The organism is Roseomonas chloroacetimidivorans, from assembly GCF_049629625.1.
GTDB classification, from domain to species: domain Bacteria; phylum Pseudomonadota; class Alphaproteobacteria; order Acetobacterales; family Acetobacteraceae; genus Roseomonas; species Roseomonas chloroacetimidivorans.
The window spans coordinates 103534-120606 of sequence record NZ_JBNBZS010000018.1 but is presented as its reverse complement, the minus strand read 5'-3'; the positions used below and the strand labels follow the sequence as shown (position 1 = coordinate 120606).

The 17073-nt window shown below is 68.8% G+C and carries 17 protein-coding genes; 9 read left to right on the top strand and 8 right to left on the bottom strand.

The genetic code is table 11. From position 1 onward, the window contains the following. Positions 1-15: 15 nt before the first annotated feature. Positions 16-1011, bottom strand: a complete 996-nt coding sequence (locus ACO1BU_RS15675) for a Bug family tripartite tricarboxylate transporter substrate binding protein (protein ID WP_424136900.1) — start codon at positions 1009-1011, stop codon at positions 16-18. 214 nt (positions 1012-1225) lie between these two features. Between ACO1BU_RS15675 and ACO1BU_RS15670 the strand changes: the two genes are divergently transcribed. Then, on the top strand, positions 1226-1462 hold the full coding sequence (locus tag ACO1BU_RS15670) for a hypothetical protein (RefSeq protein ID WP_424136899.1): 237 nt from the start codon (positions 1226-1228) through the stop codon (positions 1460-1462). A 6-nt stretch (positions 1463-1468) separates the two neighbouring features. Here ACO1BU_RS15670 and ACO1BU_RS15665 read toward each other — a convergent pair whose 3' ends face one another. Genes ACO1BU_RS15665 through ACO1BU_RS15640 form a run of 6 tightly spaced genes read right to left on the bottom strand, consistent with a single transcriptional unit; the run spans position 1469 to position 6873 of the window. Next, on the bottom strand, positions 1469-2443 hold the full coding sequence (locus ACO1BU_RS15665; protein WP_424136898.1) for a Bug family tripartite tricarboxylate transporter substrate binding protein: 975 nt from the start codon (positions 2441-2443) through the stop codon (positions 1469-1471). A gap of 41 nt (positions 2444-2484) precedes the next feature. Further along, positions 2485-3849 (bottom strand): formimidoylglutamate deiminase, encoded by a 1365-nt coding sequence (locus ACO1BU_RS15660; RefSeq protein ID WP_424136897.1) that lies wholly within the window; start codon positions 3847-3849, stop codon positions 2485-2487. Continuing rightward, positions 3846-4718: an amino acid ABC transporter ATP-binding protein gene (locus tag ACO1BU_RS15655; protein ID WP_481133220.1), complete on the bottom strand. Its 873-nt coding sequence runs from the start codon at positions 4716-4718 to the stop codon at positions 3846-3848. Before ACO1BU_RS15655 ends, ACO1BU_RS15660 begins: the two co-directional genes overlap by 4 nt. Beyond that, positions 4718-5374, bottom strand: coding sequence for an amino acid ABC transporter permease (locus ACO1BU_RS15650; RefSeq protein ID WP_424136896.1), 657 nt, complete (start codon positions 5372-5374; stop codon positions 4718-4720). Before ACO1BU_RS15650 ends, ACO1BU_RS15655 begins: the two co-directional genes overlap by 1 nt. A gap of 22 nt (positions 5375-5396) precedes the next feature. Further along, positions 5397-6032 (bottom strand): amino acid ABC transporter permease, encoded by a 636-nt coding sequence (locus ACO1BU_RS15645; protein ID WP_424136895.1) that lies wholly within the window; start codon positions 6030-6032, stop codon positions 5397-5399. A 7-nt stretch (positions 6033-6039) separates the two neighbouring features. Next, a complete protein-coding gene (locus ACO1BU_RS15640) occupies positions 6040-6873 on the bottom strand; it encodes a transporter substrate-binding domain-containing protein (protein ID WP_424136894.1) in 834 nt (277 codons plus the stop codon). 176 nt (positions 6874-7049) lie between these two features. Between ACO1BU_RS15640 and ACO1BU_RS15635 the strand changes: the two genes are divergently transcribed. From ACO1BU_RS15635 to hutU, 3 genes are read left to right on the top strand one after another with little or no spacing between them, the layout of a single operon-like run. Then, a complete protein-coding gene (locus ACO1BU_RS15635; RefSeq protein WP_424136893.1) occupies positions 7050-8024 on the top strand; it encodes an isopenicillin N synthase family dioxygenase in 975 nt (324 codons plus the stop codon). Positions 8025-8029: 5 nt separating this feature from the next. Further along, complete coding sequence (locus ACO1BU_RS15630; RefSeq protein WP_424136913.1) at positions 8030-8800, top strand: UTRA domain-containing protein; 771 nt, start codon at positions 8030-8032, stop codon at positions 8798-8800. A 10-nt stretch (positions 8801-8810) separates the two neighbouring features. Next, positions 8811-10496, top strand: coding sequence for a urocanate hydratase (gene hutU, locus ACO1BU_RS15625; RefSeq protein WP_424136892.1), 1686 nt, complete (start codon positions 8811-8813; stop codon positions 10494-10496). 2 nt (positions 10497-10498) lie between these two features. On the opposite strand, the gene ACO1BU_RS15620 is transcribed toward hutU, so the two are convergent. Then, entirely contained in the window at positions 10499-11161 is a 663-nt protein-coding gene (locus tag ACO1BU_RS15620; protein ID WP_424136891.1) for a hypothetical protein, read from the bottom strand. A gap of 88 nt (positions 11162-11249) precedes the next feature. Between ACO1BU_RS15620 and hutH the strand changes: the two genes are divergently transcribed. The 5 genes from hutH (at position 11250) to ACO1BU_RS15595 (ending at position 17063) form a co-directional block, all read left to right on the top strand. Further along, positions 11250-12758 (top strand): histidine ammonia-lyase, encoded by a 1509-nt coding sequence (hutH, locus tag ACO1BU_RS15615; protein ID WP_424136890.1) that lies wholly within the window; start codon positions 11250-11252, stop codon positions 12756-12758. Then, positions 12751-13947: an imidazolonepropionase gene (gene hutI, locus ACO1BU_RS15610; protein WP_424136889.1), complete on the top strand. Its 1197-nt coding sequence runs from the start codon at positions 12751-12753 to the stop codon at positions 13945-13947. The genes hutH and hutI overlap by 8 nt, the downstream gene beginning before the upstream one ends. 54 nt (positions 13948-14001) lie before the next feature. Further along, complete coding sequence (locus tag ACO1BU_RS15605) at positions 14002-14898, top strand: LysR family transcriptional regulator (protein WP_424136888.1); 897 nt, start codon at positions 14002-14004, stop codon at positions 14896-14898. A 102-nt stretch (positions 14899-15000) separates the two neighbouring features. Then, positions 15001-15507, top strand: a complete 507-nt coding sequence (locus ACO1BU_RS15600) for a formate dehydrogenase subunit gamma (RefSeq protein WP_424136887.1) — start codon at positions 15001-15003, stop codon at positions 15505-15507. Continuing rightward, positions 15504-17063 (top strand): formate dehydrogenase beta subunit, encoded by a 1560-nt coding sequence (locus tag ACO1BU_RS15595; RefSeq protein ID WP_424136886.1) that lies wholly within the window; start codon positions 15504-15506, stop codon positions 17061-17063. Before ACO1BU_RS15600 ends, ACO1BU_RS15595 begins: the two co-directional genes overlap by 4 nt. The last annotated feature ends 10 nt before the right edge of the window (positions 17064-17073 follow it).

Here is a 17073-nt window from a genome sequence, read left to right as displayed (position 1 = left end):
CGGCGGCTTCCTTCCCTACTCGTTCCGCGCTCCCGACTGCCGCACCAGCGCGGCGTGTCGGGCGATCTCCTCGTGCAACAGGGTGGCCAGGCGCTCGGGCGGGCCGCCCAGTGCGGTCATCCCCGCCTGCTCGAAGCGCGCCTTCGCCTCGGGGTCGTGCAGGATCTCGTTGGACAGGGTGTTGAGCTGCCGCACGAAGGCGGGATCGGAGCCCTTGGGAAGGAAGAGGCCGAACCAGGTGCCAAAGATGAGATCGGGCATGCCCAGCTCCGCCGTGGTTGGCACATCGGGCAGCGAGGGGGAGCGACGGTCGTCCAGCACGGCGATGGGGGTGACCGCGCCGGCCTTCACCTGCGGCGCGACACCGGTAACAAGGTTGAACATGGCCTGAATCCGGCCGGAGAGCAGGTCTGTCACCCCCGCCGCCGGGGAAGTGTAGGGCACATGCGTCATCTGCGTGCCGGTAAGCGATTTGTAGAGTTCCCCGGCCAGATGCATCGAGGACCCGTTGCCGGTGGAGCCGAAGTTGATCGCGCCGGGATGGGCGCGGGCGTAGTCGCCGAATTCCTGCAGCGTGCGCGGGCCGAGCTCGTTATTCACCACCAGGACATTAGGAACATTGCCGAGCAGGACGACCGGCTCGAAGTCGCGCTCCGGATCGAAAGGCAGGTCCTTGTACAGGGCGGGGCCGGTGGCGAGGGTGCCGGCCCAGGACCAGAGGAGGGTGTAGCCGTCCGGTGCGGCACGTGCCCCGGCAAGCGCGCCGATATTACCGTTCGCGCCGCCGCGATTGTCGATTAGCACGCGTTGGCTGACGCGCTTTTCCATTTCCTGCGCGAAGATGCGCGCCAGCGTATCGGCCGTGCCACCGCCGCCGGGTGCGGGAAGGATGATGCGGACAGGGCGGTTCGGCCAGGGGCCGCTAGGCTGCGCGGCGGTCTGCGCCCGGGCGGCCAGGGCCGGCCCGAACGCGGCGGGAAGAAGCAGGGCGTCGCGGCGCTTGATCATCATCAGGTCTTCCAGGCGTGCCGGGGTAGTTTAGGCGGAATCCGGCAGGAAGCGGAAACCAGTTGGCGGCCGGCGGGCCGCTGCATCGCGCGGCCGTGTTCCCCCAGGGATGTGCCCGCCTCTCTCCCGACACGATCATGTGGAACGACGGCCCGGTGGCGGCTGAACGGTGCCGCGGCGACCCATTTACCGGCCCGGCCGGAGAAGGAGTCGATCGATGCGAGATGAGATGGCGCGAGATCTCATCGCCGATGCTGTCCGGCGGGTGCTGGAGGAGGGCATGAGCCAAGCCTCCGATCCAGCCGATTTTCTGCATTGCACCGTCGAGGAGATCCGGCAGGTGGTAGCCCTGTGCGAGACCACCCATCCTGGTGAGGGCAGCGCGCTGCGCGCCCTGCTATCGGAGCAGGTGGTCGCGGTTGCGCAGGCTCTCCTGACCTGCATTCAGCACTGACCGGGCTCAGTCGAGCCTGATGTCGAGTGGCGCGGCAACGCGCGTCCAGCGATCGAGATCCGCACGCAGCAGGGCGGAGAAGGCGGCGCCGTCCCCGCCATTGGGCGTGGCGCCCAGCCCATCCAGCCTTGGGCGGAGGAGGTCGGAACGCATGGCCTCGCGGAACGCCTCCACCAGACGCGCCACAATGGGTGCAGGGGTCCGGGCCGGGGTGAGGAGGCCCGTCCAGATGCTCGCCTCGAAGTCCGGCACCCCGGCCTCGATCAGGGTGGGCACCTCCGGGGTAGCCGGGAAACGTTCCCGGGAGGTGACGGCAAGAACGCGGAACTGCGCGCTGCTGGCGGCAAGCACCGACGGAACGGAGACGAACATCAGCGCGATCCGGCCCGCCGCCAGGTCGTTGAAGGCCGCGGCGGCGCCCCGATAGGGCACGTGCTCGATATTCAGGTGCTCGCGGCGCTTCAGATCCTCCATGATAAGATGCGTGTTCGTGCCGACACCGGTGGAGGCATAGGGCAGCGGCTGCCGTGCCTCCCGTGCCAGGCGGAGCAGAGAGGCGGCATCCGACATTCCGAGCTGCGGCGCCGCGAGCAGCGCGACGGGGCTGTCGCTGAGATGCAGCACCGGGGTGAAGTCGTCGATCGGGTCATAGGGCAGGTGGCGGCCAATCGCCTTGGCGATGGTGAGCTGACCGGCCGTGGCGAGCAGGATGGTCAGCCCATCCGGCGCGGCCCGGGCCACGGCCTCCGCGCCCAGTACGCCGCCGGCACCGGCTCGGTTTTCCACCACGATCGTCTGCCCGAGAATTCGGCCGGCGGCCTGAGCGAGAAGGCGGCCGAGCACGTCCTGCGAACCACCGGGCGCGAAGGGAACAACCAGGCGCACCGGGGCGTCAGGAGACCAGCCTTCTCCCGGCCGGGTCTGCGCCTGCACCGTGGCCGGCAAAAGGGTGGCGAGGGCGAGAAGGGCGCGGCGCTGCATCGGGCCATGTCCTGAGCTGCGTGATGGTAGCGCCGGCCCTGCTATGCGACGAGGCGGCGCATGGTTTCGCGGAAGCGGGCGGCTATGCCGTCGCGGTCGCGGTGCCGGCCCTCACGCACCAGCGCCTTGCCGGCGACGAAGGTGCTGCGCACGGGGTTGGTCTGGCCGGAGAAGACCCAGGCATCGAGCAGCGCATCGCCCTCATGCGATGTGAGGGTAGGATGGGTGTCGTCCAGCTCCACGAGGTCGCAGCGCGCGCCCGGTGCAATGCCACCGAGCGGCGCGCCGGCGGCGCGGGCACCGCCTTTCAGCACGGCATCGAGCAGGGCGCGCGCGGGATGGGGCGAGCCCTCGCCCGCGGCCACGGAGCGCGAAAGAAAGCGCAGGCGCTGGGAGGTCTCGAGCTGGCGCAACTCCTCCCTTGGGGCGGTGCCGACATGGGAGTCGGTGCCGATGGCGAAGTGGCCGCCTGCCCCTGCATAGGTTGGCAGGTCGAAGATGCCGTCGCCCAGCGAAGCCTCCGTGGTCGGGCAGAGACCGACCGTGGCGCCGCTCTGGGCAAGGCCCGTGCTCTCCGCCTCTGTCAGGTGGGTACAGTGGATGAGGCACCAGCGCGCATCCAGCGGGGCGTTGTGCAGCAGCCATTCCACCGGGCGAGCACCGGTGGCGGCGAGGCACTCCTCGACCTCCCTCACCTGCTCGGCGGCGTGGATGTGGATGGGGCCGGGATGACCGGCGAAGGCTGCCAGCATGGCGGGCGTCACGGCGCGCAGCGAATGCGGCGCGATGCCAAGGCGCGCATGCGGCATGTCGCGCATCGCGGCAGCACTGCGGTCGAGGATGAGGTGGAAGCCGTCCAGGTCGTTCAGGAAGGGGCGCTGGCCCGGGCTGGGCTCCGCGCCGAAGATGCCGCCATGGCGATAGAGGCTGGGCAGCAGGGTGAGGCCGATGCCAGTCGCACGTGCCGCGGCAATCTGGCGCAACGCCATCTCGGCGCGGTCGGCATAGGGCGTGCCATCGGGCTGGTGATGCAGATAGTGGAACTCGGCGAGATGCGTGAAGCCGTGCTCCAGGCATTCAACATGGAGCTGGGCGGCGACGACCTCGGCATCCTCCGGCGTCAGCCGGGCGACGAAGCGGTACATCGTCTCCCGCCAGGTCCAGAAACTGTCGCGGCCGGCGGGGGAACGGCGCTCGGCGGCGCCGGCCATGGCGCGCTGGAAAGCGTGGGAATGGATGTTGGGCACGCCGGGGATGACATGACCGCGCAGGCGCTCGGCGCCCGGCGGTGGGACGGTGCCGGAGCTGGTCGCCGTGATGATGCCGGCGGCATCGGCGGCGATGGTGACGTCCTGCGCCCAGCCGTCCGGCAGAAGGGCCCGCGCCGCGTGGAAGAGGGCCGTCATGCGCCGGATCTCGGGTCGGTGATGGGCAGCCCCTCCCCCGGCGGGTTCCGCATGGCGTCGAGCAGGGCGAAGCCGCTGGATGCAGCCGTGGAGCCAAGGCGCGACATGGTCGTGGCCGAGGCTGGCGGCTCCGGCTCGGGCGCCCAGGCCACGCGCTGCAGGTATGTCGAGAGGAAGCGGCGGAGGCGTGGTTCCTTCGCGTCGCGGAACACGGCCTTGGCCGGGCCGTCTACCAGAATGCGGCCGTGTTCGAGAAAGACGGCACGCGAGGCGACGGAGGCGACGAAGCCCATTTCATGCGAGACGACGAGCATGGTCATGCCGGTTTCCGCCAGGCCGCGGATCACGTCCAGCACCTCCGTCGTCAGCTCGGGGTCGAGGCTGGCCGTGGGCTCGTCGAAAAGGATCAGGCGGGGCTCCATCGCGAGGGTGCGCGCGATGGCCACGCGCTGCTGCTGGCCACCGGAGAGCTGGGCGGGGCGGCGATCGGCGAATTTCAGCAGGCCGACACGGTCCAACATGGCGCGGGCGCGCTCGGCGGCCTCGGCCCGGGACTGCTTGCGAACCAGGCGCAGGGCAAGGCCGACATTCTCCTGCGCCGTCAGATGCGGCCAGAGGTTGAACTGCTGAAAGACCATGCCGATTGTGCCGTCGCCCGGCACGGGCGTGCGGCCCTCCACCAGCACGCGGCCGCCGGTGAGCGGATCGAGCCCGGCGATGCAACGGAGCAGGGAGGATTTGCCCGAGCCGCTGGGGCCGATCAGCCCGACCACCTGCCCCCTTTCCACGGAGAGGTCGATGCCGGCGAGGATCTGCGTGTCACCGACGCGGCGCTCCAGCTTCTCGGCCTGCAGGAAGGGTGCGGTCATCAGGCGGTTCCCAGCGTGGCACGGGCAATGCCGCGCTCCAGGCGGCGCGCGGCCCAGGCGGTCAGCTCAACCAGCAGCCAATAGCTGAGGGCGAGCGCCGTCATGGTCTGCGCGAAGGCGAAGGTGGCACTTCCGACGCCGGAGACGGTGAAGGTCAGCTCCGGCACGGTGATGATGGAGAGGATGGCGGTTTCCTTGATAAGGATGACCGCGAGATTGGCGAGGGCCGGCAGGACGGACAGCGCCATTTCCGGCAGCAGGATTCGGGTGATGGTCTGGCGCGTGCGGAGGCCGAGCAGGCGCGCGGCCTCCGTATGGCCGGGCGGGATGGCCAGGAAGCCGCCGCGGAAGACCTCGCTGAAATAGGCGGCTGCGTAGATCGAGAGGGCGAGCCAGCCGGCGACGACAGGCGTCAGGTCCAGCCCGATGAACGGGCCGCCATAATAGAGCAGGAAGGCCTGTACGACGAAGGGCACGCCGCGCACGATCTCCACGAGGGCGAGCAGCACGGCGTTCAGGAGGCGCGGACCGAAATGGCGCATGCAGGCGATGAGCACGCCCGCCAGCAAGCCAGTGGCAACAGAAGCGAGCCAGATGCCGACCGTGAGCGGCAGGCCGTGCGCCACGGCGCCGAGGGTTTCGGCGAGAACACTCATGCCTGCGCCTCCGACACGACATTCATACGCGGCGACGTTCCCGGCCGACGGCCATCAGGACGAAGTTGATCGCGAGGTAGATGATGCCGCACAGCGCGTAGGATTCCAGCGGCATGAAGGTGGAGGCAGCCAGGGCCTGGGAGGCGCGCGTCAGCTCCAGGATTCCTACCAGGGAAATGAGTGAGGAAGCCTTCATGATCATGATCGCCTCTCCCACGATGGCCGGGCGCATGGCGCGCGCGGCTATGGGCAGGCGGATGCGGAGGAAGGTCTGCGTGCGCGTCAGGCCCAGCAGGCGCGCGGCCTCGATGGCGCCTGCCGGGACCGTGGCGAGGCCCCCGCGCAGAATCTCGGCCATATAGGCTGCGCAGCAGAGGCCAAGCGTGCCCACCGCCGCAACGATGGCGGGGATGTCCAGGCCAAGAAATGGCAGCGCATAGTAGGCGAGCAGGAGTTGCACCAGCAGCGGCACACCCCGGAAGAAACTGACATAGAGGGTGGCGAAGGCGCGCAGCCCACGCAGGCCGGAAGTGGCGGCGGCGGCGATGGCCGCCCCCGCCGCGAAGCCGAGGAGGATCGCGGCCGCCGAGACCGCCACCGTGGCCACCGCCCCATGCAACAGGGGGGGCAGGGCCTCCTGGATGAACGTCCAGTCCAAGAGAGGATCAGACCGCCGGGACAGGAACGCTGTCGGGCGTCTCGAATGTCTGGCCGAACCACTTGGTCTGCAGCGCGGCCAGGCGGCCGTCATGACGCATCTTCACGATGACGGCGTCGACCGCATCCATCAGCGGGGCGGAGTCATCGTCCTTGCGGCCGATATAGCCGAAATAGGCCTTGGCGCCGAAGGGCGGCTGCACGACGGCGAAAACATTCGGGCGCTGCTTGGCTGCGAAGGCAATGTTGGGCAGCGAGTTGGCCACCGCGACGATGCGGCCCGCCGCAAGATCCGCATAAGCCTCGGAGAAGGACTGGTACTCGCGGATCGGCGGGGTGGTGCCGGGCAGGCTCTCGACGAAGGTCTTGAACTGAGCAAGCTGCGCGGTGCCCGTGGCGCCGCCGAGCTGCTTGCCGGCCACATCCTCGGGCTTGTTGATGCTGGTATCGCTCTTGCGCTTCAGCAGGGCCACGGTGGCCTCGGCGACGGGCACGGTGAAGCGGTAGCGCTCAAGACGGGCCTTGGTGATGATGGCGGGGCCGGCGACCAGGTCGTAGCGGCTGGCCTCTAGGCCGGGCAGCACGGAGGTCCAGGGCAGATCCTGGAAGCGGATCTTCACGCCCAACTCCTTGCCGATCTCGGCAAAGGCGTCAGAGTTGAAGCCGGTCTGCTTGCCGCCCTCGGTGAAGTCGAAGGGAGCGAAGTGCAGCTCGGTGGCCACCACCAGCTCACCGGCCTTCTTCGCCTTATCCAGGTTGTTGGCGGCCGCGCGTCGCACAAAGGCGGCAGCAAGACCGGTGCCGAGGGCAGCGGCGCCGAGTCCGCGACGGGTGATGCTCATCCTCATACTCCTGCAGGGTGGCTGGTGGCGGGGCCGCGACATCAATCAGTATTTACAGCGCCGGATTGCTTCCGCCATCCGGCTTAACTTGACATGACAGGTCATGGACGTGAGCATCGCCGCGCCGGCTTGGCAAGGAACATCTTGTCTCCTGGGCCGGATTGGAGGCGACGCGGATGGCTGGCACGACCTCTCTTCCCGTGATCGATGTTTCGGGACTGAACCGCGGCTCAGCAAACGCCGTGCCGCAGGTCGCCTCGGCGATCCGGACGGCCTGCATGGGGCCCGGGTTCTTCTATGTGTCGGACCATGGCGTGCCGGATGCGGTGATCACTTCGGCGGTGGAGGCCGCGCGGAACTTCTTCCATCTGCCGGCGGAGCAGAAAGCACAGGTGAAAGCGAACAAGCTGCACCGGGGCTGGCACGCCATGGGCGGCGCCCTGATGGAGGGTGCCAAGCATACCGACCGGAAGGAGTTCTTCTCGATCGGGCTGGAATTGCCGGAGGATGATCCGGCGGTGCTGGCCGGGGAGGCACTGCGCGGGCCAAACCAGTGGCCGGATTTCGCACCCGCGCTGCGCCCGGCCATGACGGCCTATTTCGACGCGATGTACACGCTGGGCGGGCGACTGCTGCGGGCCGTGGCGGTGAGCCTGGACCTGCCCGAGGACTTCTTCGTGGCCCGCTACCGCAAGCCGCTGCAACGGACCCAGGCCATCTTCTACCCGCCGCAGGATGTGGGGGCGGAGGAGGACATCTTCGGCCTGGCGCCGCATACGGATTTCGGCTGCATCACCCTGCTCTGGCAGGATGACAATGGCGGGCTACAGGTGAAGGAACGGCAGAGCGGGGGTTGGATTGACGCCCCTCCCCTGCCCGGCACGCTGGTGGTGAATGTGGGAGACCTGTTGGGGCGCTGGAGCAATGACCGCTTCGCCTCCACGCCGCACCGCGTCATCAATCGTAGCGGGCGGGAGCGGATGTCGATCGCGACCTTCCACGACCCCGATTTCGGCGCGGTGATCGATCCACGCGAGCTGGGAACGCCCGAGAGCGAGGCACGCTACGAGCCGATCACGGCCGGGCAACACATCCTGAACCGCTTCGACCAGGCTTTCGGCTATCGCAAGAGCCTGGCGCCGGCGGGTTGAGCCGGATGCCGGATGGCGGTGCGCCGAAGCGTGGTGCGGAAAACGCGCCCAAGCCACGCTATGCAGCGGTGAAGGACTATGTGCTGTCGCGCATCGCTTCCGGCGAATGGGCCACAAATGCGCGGATTCCCAGCGAGAATGAGCTGGGACCGATGCTGGGCGTGTCACGAATCACGGTGAACCGCGCCTTCGCGGAGCTGGCACGGGAGGGGCGCCTCCGGAAGGTGCCGGGCGTCGGCACTTTCGTGGCGGAGGGCAAGCCGCGCACGGGGCTGACGAGCATCGAGAGCATTGCGGAGGAAATCCGCGAGCGTGGCATGGAGTGGTCATGTCAGGTGCTCACGCTCAGCACCGTCCTGCTCACGGATGAGGCGGCGGATGCCCTGGGGCTGCCGCGTGGCAGCCGGGTGCCAGGCTCCGTGATCCTGCACAAGGGCGACGATCTGCCGATCCAGTTGGAGGAGCGCTTCGTCCGCCCCGGCTATGCGCCCGGTTATGTGGAGCAGGACTTCACGGCGCGCACCACCTATGAATTCCTGCGCGAGGTGGGTGAGGTGACGGAGATGGAGCAGGCGGTCACCGCCATCCTTCCGGGTGCCCCCATCGCGCGTCTTCTGGAGGTGGGATCGCGCGACCCCTGCCTGGTGATCCGCCGCCGCACCTTCCGCCGTGGCGAGGCCACGACTTTCTCCCGCCTCACCCAGCCTGCCAGCCGTTTTGAGCTATCCGGCCGATACCGGATGCAGGATGGGCCGGACGGGCATTACAGCTTTTGAGGATGGCCCCGTGGGAAACAACAGCGACAACGACCGCTTCCGCAACGCGCCCGCGATCCGTGCCCCGCGCGGAAGCCAGCTTTCTGCCAAGCATTGGGTGACGGAAGCGCCCTTGCGGATGCTGATGAACAACCTGGATGACGAGGTGGCGGAGAATCCCGCCGAACTGGTCGTCTATGGCGGCATCGGGCGGGCGGCGCGGAACTGGCGCAGCTATGAGGTGATCTGCGACGTGCTGCGGCGGCTGGAGGACAACCAGACCCTGTTGGTGCAGTCCGGCAAACCCGTGGGCGTGTTCGAGACGCATGCGGATGCGCCGCGCGTGCTGATCGCCAATTCCAACCTCGTGCCGGCCTGGGCGAACTGGGATCACTTCAACGCGCTCGATCGCGCGGGACTGATGATGTACGGGCAGATGACCGCCGGATCCTGGATCTATATCGGTTCCCAGGGGATCGTGCAGGGCACTTACGAGACCTTCGCGGAAGCCGGGCGGCAGCATTTCGGTGGGGATCTCACGGGGCGCTGGATCCTGACGGCTGGGCTGGGCGGGATGGGCGGCGCGCAGCCCCTGGCCGGCGTTTTCGCAGGTGCCTGCGTGCTGGCGGTGGAATGCCAGCCGAGCCGCATCGAGAAGCGGCTTGAGACGCGCTACCTGGATCATTGGACCGCCAGCCTGGACGAGGCGCTGGCGATGATCGGCACGGCCTGCATTGAGAAGCGGGCGATCAGCGTCGGGCTGCTGGGCAATGCGGCGGAGGTGTTCCCGGAACTGGTGCGGCGCGGCGTGGTGCCGGACATCGTGACGGACCAGACCAGCGCGCATGATCCCGCCAACGGCTATTTGCCCGCGGGCTGGACGCTGGAGCAGTGGCAGGCGAAGCGCGAGACCGATCCGAAGGCCGTTGCCGCCGCGGCGAAGCGCAGCATGGTCGCGCATGTACAGGCCATGCTGGACTTCAAGCGCATGGGCAGCGCCGTGCTGGATTACGGCAACAACATCCGGCAGATGGCCAAGGATGACGGACTGCAGGACGCCTTCGGCTTTCCGGGCTTCGTGCCCGCCTATATCCGCCCCCTGTTCTGCCGGGGCGTTGGACCCTTCCGCTGGGCGGCGCTGAGTGGCGATCCCGAGGATATCCGCAAGACCGACGCGAAAGTACGCGAGGTGATCCCCGACGATCCGCATCTGCACCGCTGGCTGGACATGGCGCAGGCGCGCATCGCCTTCCAGGGCCTGCCGGCGCGCATCTGCTGGGTGGGTCTGGGGCAGCGACACAAGCTGGGTCTGGCCTTCAATGAGATGGTGGCAAAGGGAGAGCTTTCGGCTCCTGTGGTGATCGGGCGGGACCATCTGGATTCCGGCTCCGTCGCCTCGCCCAACCGGGAGACGGAGGCGATGCTGGACGGGTCGGATGCCGTTTCCGACTGGCCCCTGCTGAATGCGCTGCTGAACACGGCATCCGGGGCCACCTGGGTGTCGCTGCATCATGGCGGCGGCGTGGGCATGGGATATTCGCAGCATGCGGGCATGGTGATCGTGTGCGACGGCACACCGGATGCCGCGCGGCGTATCAGGCGGGTGCTGTGGAACGATCCGGCCACCGGCGTCATGCGCCATGCCGATGCGGGCTATGACATCGCGAAGGCCTGCGCACGGGAATATGGGCTGGATCTGCCCATGCTCGGTTCGTGAGGCTAGCGGTGGCGGGTCAGCGTCGCGGAGGTCAGCTTGCGCTCCAGCGCACCGGCTGGCGGCAGGATGCCCTGGGCAGCCAGGTGATCGAACAGCGCGTTGACCTGGGCGTCGTTGGCGGCCGGATCGGTGCTGTCGGGAAGATGCTCCCACCCGGCGAAGCCCACCGCCTTGCCGATGCTCACCCAGGTTGCGTGGCGCACCTGCTTCCGGCTGGGCGCCACCCCGGCGCGCTGAGACATGCGTTTCTCGACCGTTCGTCCGGCCGCCTGGTTGGACGCGCTGGGAACGGCCAGCATGCGGACATGCGACAGCCCGTCTTTCGCGCCGGCCGTGCGAGGAAAAACGTGATCGATGTTCAGCACCGTGCTGGAAGGCAGATTGGTCACCCCCAGCCGCTCCTCCGCGAAACGGGCGTAAAGGGCGCGGTGATCGGCATCGGGGTCCAGCCACAATTCGGGCTCCGTACCCTGCACCCAGACGAAGCCGCGGCTGGGCGGTACGCCCGCGATCGGCTCCAGCCGGCCGCCGAGGCGCATGGTCGGCGGAAAGCGCTGCCCGATCCCGAGCCGCTCGATTCCGGCAATGCCGATCCATGCCTCGCCGGTGCCGCGCATGAACTGGGCCAGCAACACCGCGACCTGTCGTTGCAGCGCTGGATGCATAGCGATTTCCCTCCCCTTCGGTTCGAATTCGCACCGGATGGCAGGGTCAGGCAAGTGACATGGCGCAGCGTGAAGAAGGGAATTCGCCATGGTGCATGAAGCGCAGGTGGCGCCGGGCGCCGGGACGCTCGATGTTCTGCGGGCCGTAATGGAGGGTGCGCCGCTGCGGCTGGCCGATGGCTGGCGGGAAGCGGTGCGGGCGAGCCATTCGGCCCTGGCCGCCCGGCTTGCATCCGGCGAGGTGATGTATGGCGTGAACACCGGCTTCGGGAAGCTGGCGGGCACGCGGATTGCGCCGGATGCGCTGGTGCAGTTGCAGTTGAACCTCGTGCGGAGCCATGCCTCGGGCGTGGGCGAGCCCCTGCCCCGGCCGGTGACGCGGCTCGTGCTGGCGCTGAAAGCCCTGTCGCTGGCGCGCGGTGCCTCAGCGGTGCGCGAGGAGACGGTAGAGACGCTTCTGCGGCTGCTGGAGGCCGATGTGCTGCCGGTGATCCCGGCGCGCGGCTCCGTCGGCGCCTCAGGCGACCTGGCGCCGCTGGCCCATCTGTCGATGGTACTGATCGGCGAGGGTGAGGCGCTGATCGACGGCAAGCCGGTGCCGGGGGCAGAGGCACTGGCGCATGTCGGGCTCTCGCCACTGCCGCTGGGGCCGAAGGAAGGGCTGGCGCTGCTGAATGGCACGCAGGTTTCCACCGCCATCGCGCTCGCCGCGCTGTTCCGTGCCCAGGACCTGTTCCGCACTGGCCTGGTGGCGGGCGCGATGAGCACGGAGGGCGTGCGCGGCTCCGACACGCCCTTCGACCCCCGCATTCACGCCTTGCGAGGACAGATCGGGCAGATCCGGGCGGCTGCGGCTCTGCGCGGATTGATGGCCGGCAGTGCCATCCGCGAGAGCCATCGCGTGAACGACCCCCGCGTGCAGGATCCCTATTCCATCCGCTGCCAGCCCCAGGTGATGGGGGCCTGCCTGGACGCGCTGGACCATGCCGCTTCCGTGCTGGAACGCGAGGCGAATGCGGTGACGGACAACCCGCTGGTCACGGAAGGTGAGGTGCTCTCGGGTGGGAATTTCCATGCGGAGCCGGTGGCCTTCGCGGCGGATCACATCGCGCTGGCCCTGGCCGAGATCGGTGCGCTGTCGGAGCGGCGGATCGCGCTGCTGACCGATCCTGCGCTCTCCGGCCTGCCGGCCTTCCTGGTGCGGGAGGGCGGACTGAATTCCGGCTTCATGATCGCGCAGGTGACGGCGGCCGCGCTGGCCAGCGAGCAGAAGTCCCTCGCTCATCCGCGCAGCGTGGACAGCCTGCCAACCTCGGCCAACCAGGAGGACCATGTGAGCATGGCCACCGGGGCGGCGTTGCGGCTGCTGACCATGACACGCAACCTGCGGGATATCCTGGCGATCGAGCTGCTGGCGGCATCCCAGGCCATCGAGTTCCATCGGCCGCTGCGCTCCTCCGAGCCGTTGGAGGCAGCGCATGCCCTGGTCCGGGGCGTCGCCGCGGCCTGGGACGCTGACCGTTTCATGGCGCCGGATATCGCGGCCGTGTCCTGGCTGATCGAAAGGGGGCGCTTCTCCGCGCTGGTCGATGGCTGATTTCGACCGCGTCTGGGTAAACGCCCATCTCTGCACCATGGCCGAGGGGCTCGGCGTTGTGCGGGACGGGGCAGTGGCCGCGAAGGACGGGCATATCGCCTGGGTTGGGCCGTGTGCCGAGCTGCCCGCGCATGACGCTCCGGTGGTGGATTGCGATGGGGCTTGGCTGCTGCCCGGGCTGGTGGATTGCCACACCCATCTCGTCTTCGGCGGCAACCGTGCGGCGGAATTCGAGCGGCGGCTGGCGGGCGTCAGCTACGAGCAGATCGCGCGGGAGGGGGGCGGTATCCTTTCCACCGTGCGGGCCACGCGGGAAGCGAGCGAGGATGAGCTTCTGGCGGCCGCGCTGCCGCGGCTGGACGGGCTGCTGGCCGAGGGCGTCACGACCATCGAGGTGAAGTCCGGCTACGGGCTGGAATTCGAGGCGGAGCGGCGGATGCTGCGCGTGGGACGCCGGCTGGCGCGGGAGCGGGCGGTGTCGGTGGCGACCTCCTTCCTCGGCGCCCATGCCGTGCCGCCGGAATACAGGGGCCGGCAGGGTGAGTATGCCGCGCTCGTGGCGGGGATGATCGCGCCGCTGGCGGCCGAGGGACTGGCCGACGCCGTCGATGCCTTTTGCGAGCGCATCGCCTTCACCGTCGCCGAGACCGAGGCGGTGTTCGATGCGGCGCGGCGGCATGGGCTGCCGGTGAAGCTGCATGCGGACCAGTTGAGCGATCTGGGCGGGGCGGCGCTGGCCGCGCGCTTCGGGGCGCTGTCTGCCGATCACCTGGAGCATGCCTCGGCCGAGGGCCTCGCGGCGATGGCGGCGGCTGGAACGGTGGCGGTGCTGCTGCCCGGGGCGACCTATTTCATCCGGGAGGAACGGCACCCCGATATCGCGGCGATGCGGGCGGCCGGTCTGCGAATGGCCGTGGCGACCGATATGAATCCCGGCTCCTCCCCTGCCCGATCCCTGCTACTGATGCTGAACATGGCCTGCACCCTGTACCGCCTGACGGTGGAGGAGGCGCTGCTGGGCGTGACGCGCCATGCCGCGGCGGCGCTGGGCATGACGGATCGCGGCCTGCTGGCGCCTGGGATGCGCTGCGACCTCGCCCTGTTCCGGATCGGGGCGCCGGCGGAGCTGTGCTACTGGCTCGGTGGCAATCCTTGCATCGGCCGGGTGGTGGCGGGGCGGGACGCCTGACGGCGCCGGACCTCTTTCCCTTTTCTCCCCCTCTGATGCCTGGCCGGAGGGACCATGATCGACAAGCTCGGCTTCCTGGTAGCCGTCGCGCGGGAGCGGAACTTCCGGCGTGCGGCGGAGGCCTGCGGGGTGGCGCAGCCGACGCTCTCGGCCGGGATCAAGCAGCTTGAATCGGAGCTGGGCGTGCTGCTCGTGCACCGCTCCTCCCGTTTCCAGGGGCTGACGCCGGAGGGGGAGACGGTTGTCGAATGGGCCAAACGCCTGCTCGGCGATGTGCGCTCCATGCGACAGGAGTTACGGGCCATGCGGGCCGGGCTGACCGGGCATCTGCGGCTGGCGGTGATTCCGACAGCCCTGGCCATGGTGCCCGCCCTGACCATCGCCTGCCGGAAGCGGCATCCGGGAATCCGCTTCACCATCCTCTCCCAGACCTCGGCGGGGGTGACGGAAATGCTGGCGAATTTCGAGGCCGATGCTGGCATCACCTATATTGGCAACGAGCCGCTGGGCCGGGTGCGGAGCGTGCCGCTCTATACCGAGCGCTACCGGTTGGTGGTGCCGGCGAGTTCCCCCTGGGCCTCGCGCGCTTCCGTGGGCTGGGCGGAACTGGCGGGACAACCACTCTGCCTACTGACGCCGGATATGCAGAACCGGCGGATCATGGACCGGCTGCTCCAGCAGGCAGGGGTGGAAGTAGAGGCGACGGTGGAGTCCAACTCCATCGTGGCCCTTATCGCGCATGTCCGCAGCGGGCTTTGGATGACGGTGCTGCCCGAGAGCGTGGCGAACAGCATGGGTGCGGCGGGCGGACTTCAGGCCATCCCCCTGGCCTCGCCGGATGCCGAGTACCGGATCGGGCTGGTAGTGCCACAGCATGATCCGATGCCGCCCTTGACCGCCGCCCTGCTGGCGGAGGCGCAGCTACTCTCCGAGGCGCGCGGAGAACTTTGATAGGATTTTTCAATCGCACTACGGGAACGCCTTCTTGATTTCCGGCGTGATCCGGCGCCGGATTGTCGGACGAAATGAAGAATTCCCGATCATGGGGAGCGTATGTCCGCACTGACCACCGAGTTCCGCCCTGTTAACCCTACACCGCACTGGGACGAGGCGCTGGCTGTCGAAATCATCGGCACCCATGCGGGGCTGGAGGGCGCCACTCTGCCCATCCTCCACGCGCTACAGGAGGAATTCGGCTGCGTGCCGCATGAGGCTGTGCCGCTGGTGGCGGAGGCGCTGAATCTCTCCCGCGCCGAGGTGCATGGGGTGGTCACCTTTTATCACGACTTTCGCGCGGCCCCGCCGGGGCGGCATGTGCTGAAGCTGTGCCGGGCGGAATCCTGCCAGTCGCGCGGCGCTGAAGCCCTTTCAGCCGGACTGCTCGCGCGGCTGGGCATCAACTGGGGAGGCACCACGGCGGATGGCAGCCTGACGGTGGAGCCGGTCTTCTGCCTCGGGCTCTGTGCCTGCGCGCCTTCCGCGATGATGGATGGGCGGTCGGTGGCGCGGGTGACCGAGACGAAGCTGGACGCGCTGGTGCAGGAGGCGCAGCGGGCATGAGGCGGATCTACCTGCCCCAGGACGCGGCGGCGGAGGCGCTGGGCGCCGAGGATGTGCTGCGCGCGCTGCGGGCCGAGGCTGGGCTGCGCGGTATCGCGTTGGAGCTGGTACGGACGGGCACGCGCGGCGCGGTGTGGCTGGAGCCGCTGCTGGAGGTGGAAACCCCCGAGGGACGGATCGGATATGGGCCGGTGGAAGCCTCCGATGTGGCCTCGCTGTTCGAGGCGGGCTTCCTGCAGGGCGGCGCGCATCCGCTGCGAATTGGGCGGCCAGAGGAGCATCCCTGGTTCGCCGGGCAGACACGGCTGACCTTTGCCCGCTGCGGCATCGTTGATCCGCTATCGCTGGAGGATTACCGGACCCATGGCGGCTTCGCGGGGCTGGAGAAGGCCCTGGCCATGTCTGGCGAGGCGATCGTCGATGAGGTGAAGCTTTCCGGCCTGCGCGGACGCGGTGGGGCTGGGTTTCCCACGGGCATCAAGTGGAACACGGTGCGGCTCGCCCAGGCAGACCGGAAATACGTGGTCTGCAACGCCGATGAGGGCGACAGCGGGACCTTCGCCGACCGCATGTTGATGGAGGGCGATCCCTTCTGCCTGATCGAGGGCATGACGATCGCGGGCATCGCAGTCGGAGCGACGAAGGGCTTCATCTACACGCGATCGGAATACCCGCATGCCGTGCGAACCATGCGGGCGGCGATCCTGGCCGCGCGCCGGGCCGGGTGGCTGGGCGAGAATGTCGCGGGATCGGGCCGCGCCTTCGATCTGGAGGTGCGGGTCGGCGCCGGGGCTTATATCTGCGGCGAGGAAACCTCTCTGCTGAACTCGCTGGAGGGCAAGCGGGGCGTGGTGCGCGCCAAGCCGCCGCTGCCGGCGATCGAGGGGCTGTTCGGCAAGCCGACCGTCGTGAACAACGTGCTGTCCCTCGCCGCCGTGCCCTGGATCATGGAGCATGGCGCGAAGGCCTATGCGGAATTCGGCACCGGGCGGTCTCTGGGCACGCTGGCCGTGCAGATCGCTGGGAATGTGCGGCGCGGGGGGCTGGTGGAACTGCCCTTCGGCCTGCCATTGCGCGCCGTGATCGAGGAATGGGGTGGCGGCACCGCGACGGGGCGGCCTTTCCGCGCCGTGCAGGTGGGCGGGCCGTTGGGAGCGTATTTCCCGGAGGCGCTGCTGGATACGCCGATGGACTACGAAGCTTTCGCGCGCGTCGGCGGGCTGTTGGGCCATGGCGGCGTGACGGTGTTTGACGACAGCGTGGACCTGGCCCAGCAGGCCCGTTTCGCCTTCGAATTCTGCGCGGCCGAGAGCTGCGGCAAGTGCACGCCCTGCCGCATCGGCGCTGTGCGCGGGATGGAGGTGGTGGACCGCATCACCGCCGGGGTGCAGCCGGCGAAGAACCGCGTGCTGCTGGACGACCTGCTGGAACTGATGACGGATGGCTCGCTCTGCGCCATGGGCGGACTGACGCCCGTGCCGGTCGGCAGCGCGCTGAAGCATTTCCCCGAGGATTTCGACGCCGCGCGCCGGGCCATGCCCCAGGCGGCGGAGTGAGGGAGACGGA

Coding starts and splice junctions, on each gene's coding strand:
- ACO1BU_RS15665 (WP_424136898.1), bottom strand. CDS start 2,443: ATGCAGCGCCGCGCCCTTCTCGCCCTCGCCACCCTTTTGCCGGCCACG.
- ACO1BU_RS15600 (WP_424136887.1), top strand. CDS start 15,001: ATGTCCGCACTGACCACCGAGTTCCGCCCTGTTAACCCTACACCGCAC.
- hutI (WP_424136889.1), top strand. CDS start 12,751: ATGGCTGATTTCGACCGCGTCTGGGTAAACGCCCATCTCTGCACCATG.
- ACO1BU_RS15670 (WP_424136899.1), top strand. CDS start 1,226: ATGCGAGATGAGATGGCGCGAGATCTCATCGCCGATGCTGTCCGGCGG.
- ACO1BU_RS15595 (WP_424136886.1), top strand. CDS start 15,504: ATGAGGCGGATCTACCTGCCCCAGGACGCGGCGGCGGAGGCGCTGGGC.
- ACO1BU_RS15640 (WP_424136894.1), bottom strand. CDS start 6,873: ATGAGCATCACCCGTCGCGGACTCGGCGCCGCTGCCCTCGGCACCGGT.
- ACO1BU_RS15655 (WP_481133220.1), bottom strand. CDS start 4,718: ATGACCGCACCCTTCCTGCAGGCCGAGAAGCTGGAGCGCCGCGTCGGT.
- ACO1BU_RS15660 (WP_424136897.1), bottom strand. CDS start 3,849: ATGACGGCCCTCTTCCACGCGGCGCGGGCCCTTCTGCCGGACGGCTGG.
- ACO1BU_RS15650 (WP_424136896.1), bottom strand. CDS start 5,374: ATGAGTGTTCTCGCCGAAACCCTCGGCGCCGTGGCGCACGGCCTGCCG.
- hutH (WP_424136890.1), top strand. CDS start 11,250: ATGGTGCATGAAGCGCAGGTGGCGCCGGGCGCCGGGACGCTCGATGTT.
- ACO1BU_RS15675 (WP_424136900.1), bottom strand. CDS start 1,011: ATGATGATCAAGCGCCGCGACGCCCTGCTTCTTCCCGCCGCGTTCGGG.
- ACO1BU_RS15635 (WP_424136893.1), top strand. CDS start 7,050: ATGGCTGGCACGACCTCTCTTCCCGTGATCGATGTTTCGGGACTGAAC.
- ACO1BU_RS15630 (WP_424136913.1), top strand. CDS start 8,030: ATGCCGGATGGCGGTGCGCCGAAGCGTGGTGCGGAAAACGCGCCCAAG.
- ACO1BU_RS15605 (WP_424136888.1), top strand. CDS start 14,002: ATGATCGACAAGCTCGGCTTCCTGGTAGCCGTCGCGCGGGAGCGGAAC.
- ACO1BU_RS15620 (WP_424136891.1), bottom strand. CDS start 11,161: ATGCATCCAGCGCTGCAACGACAGGTCGCGGTGTTGCTGGCCCAGTTC.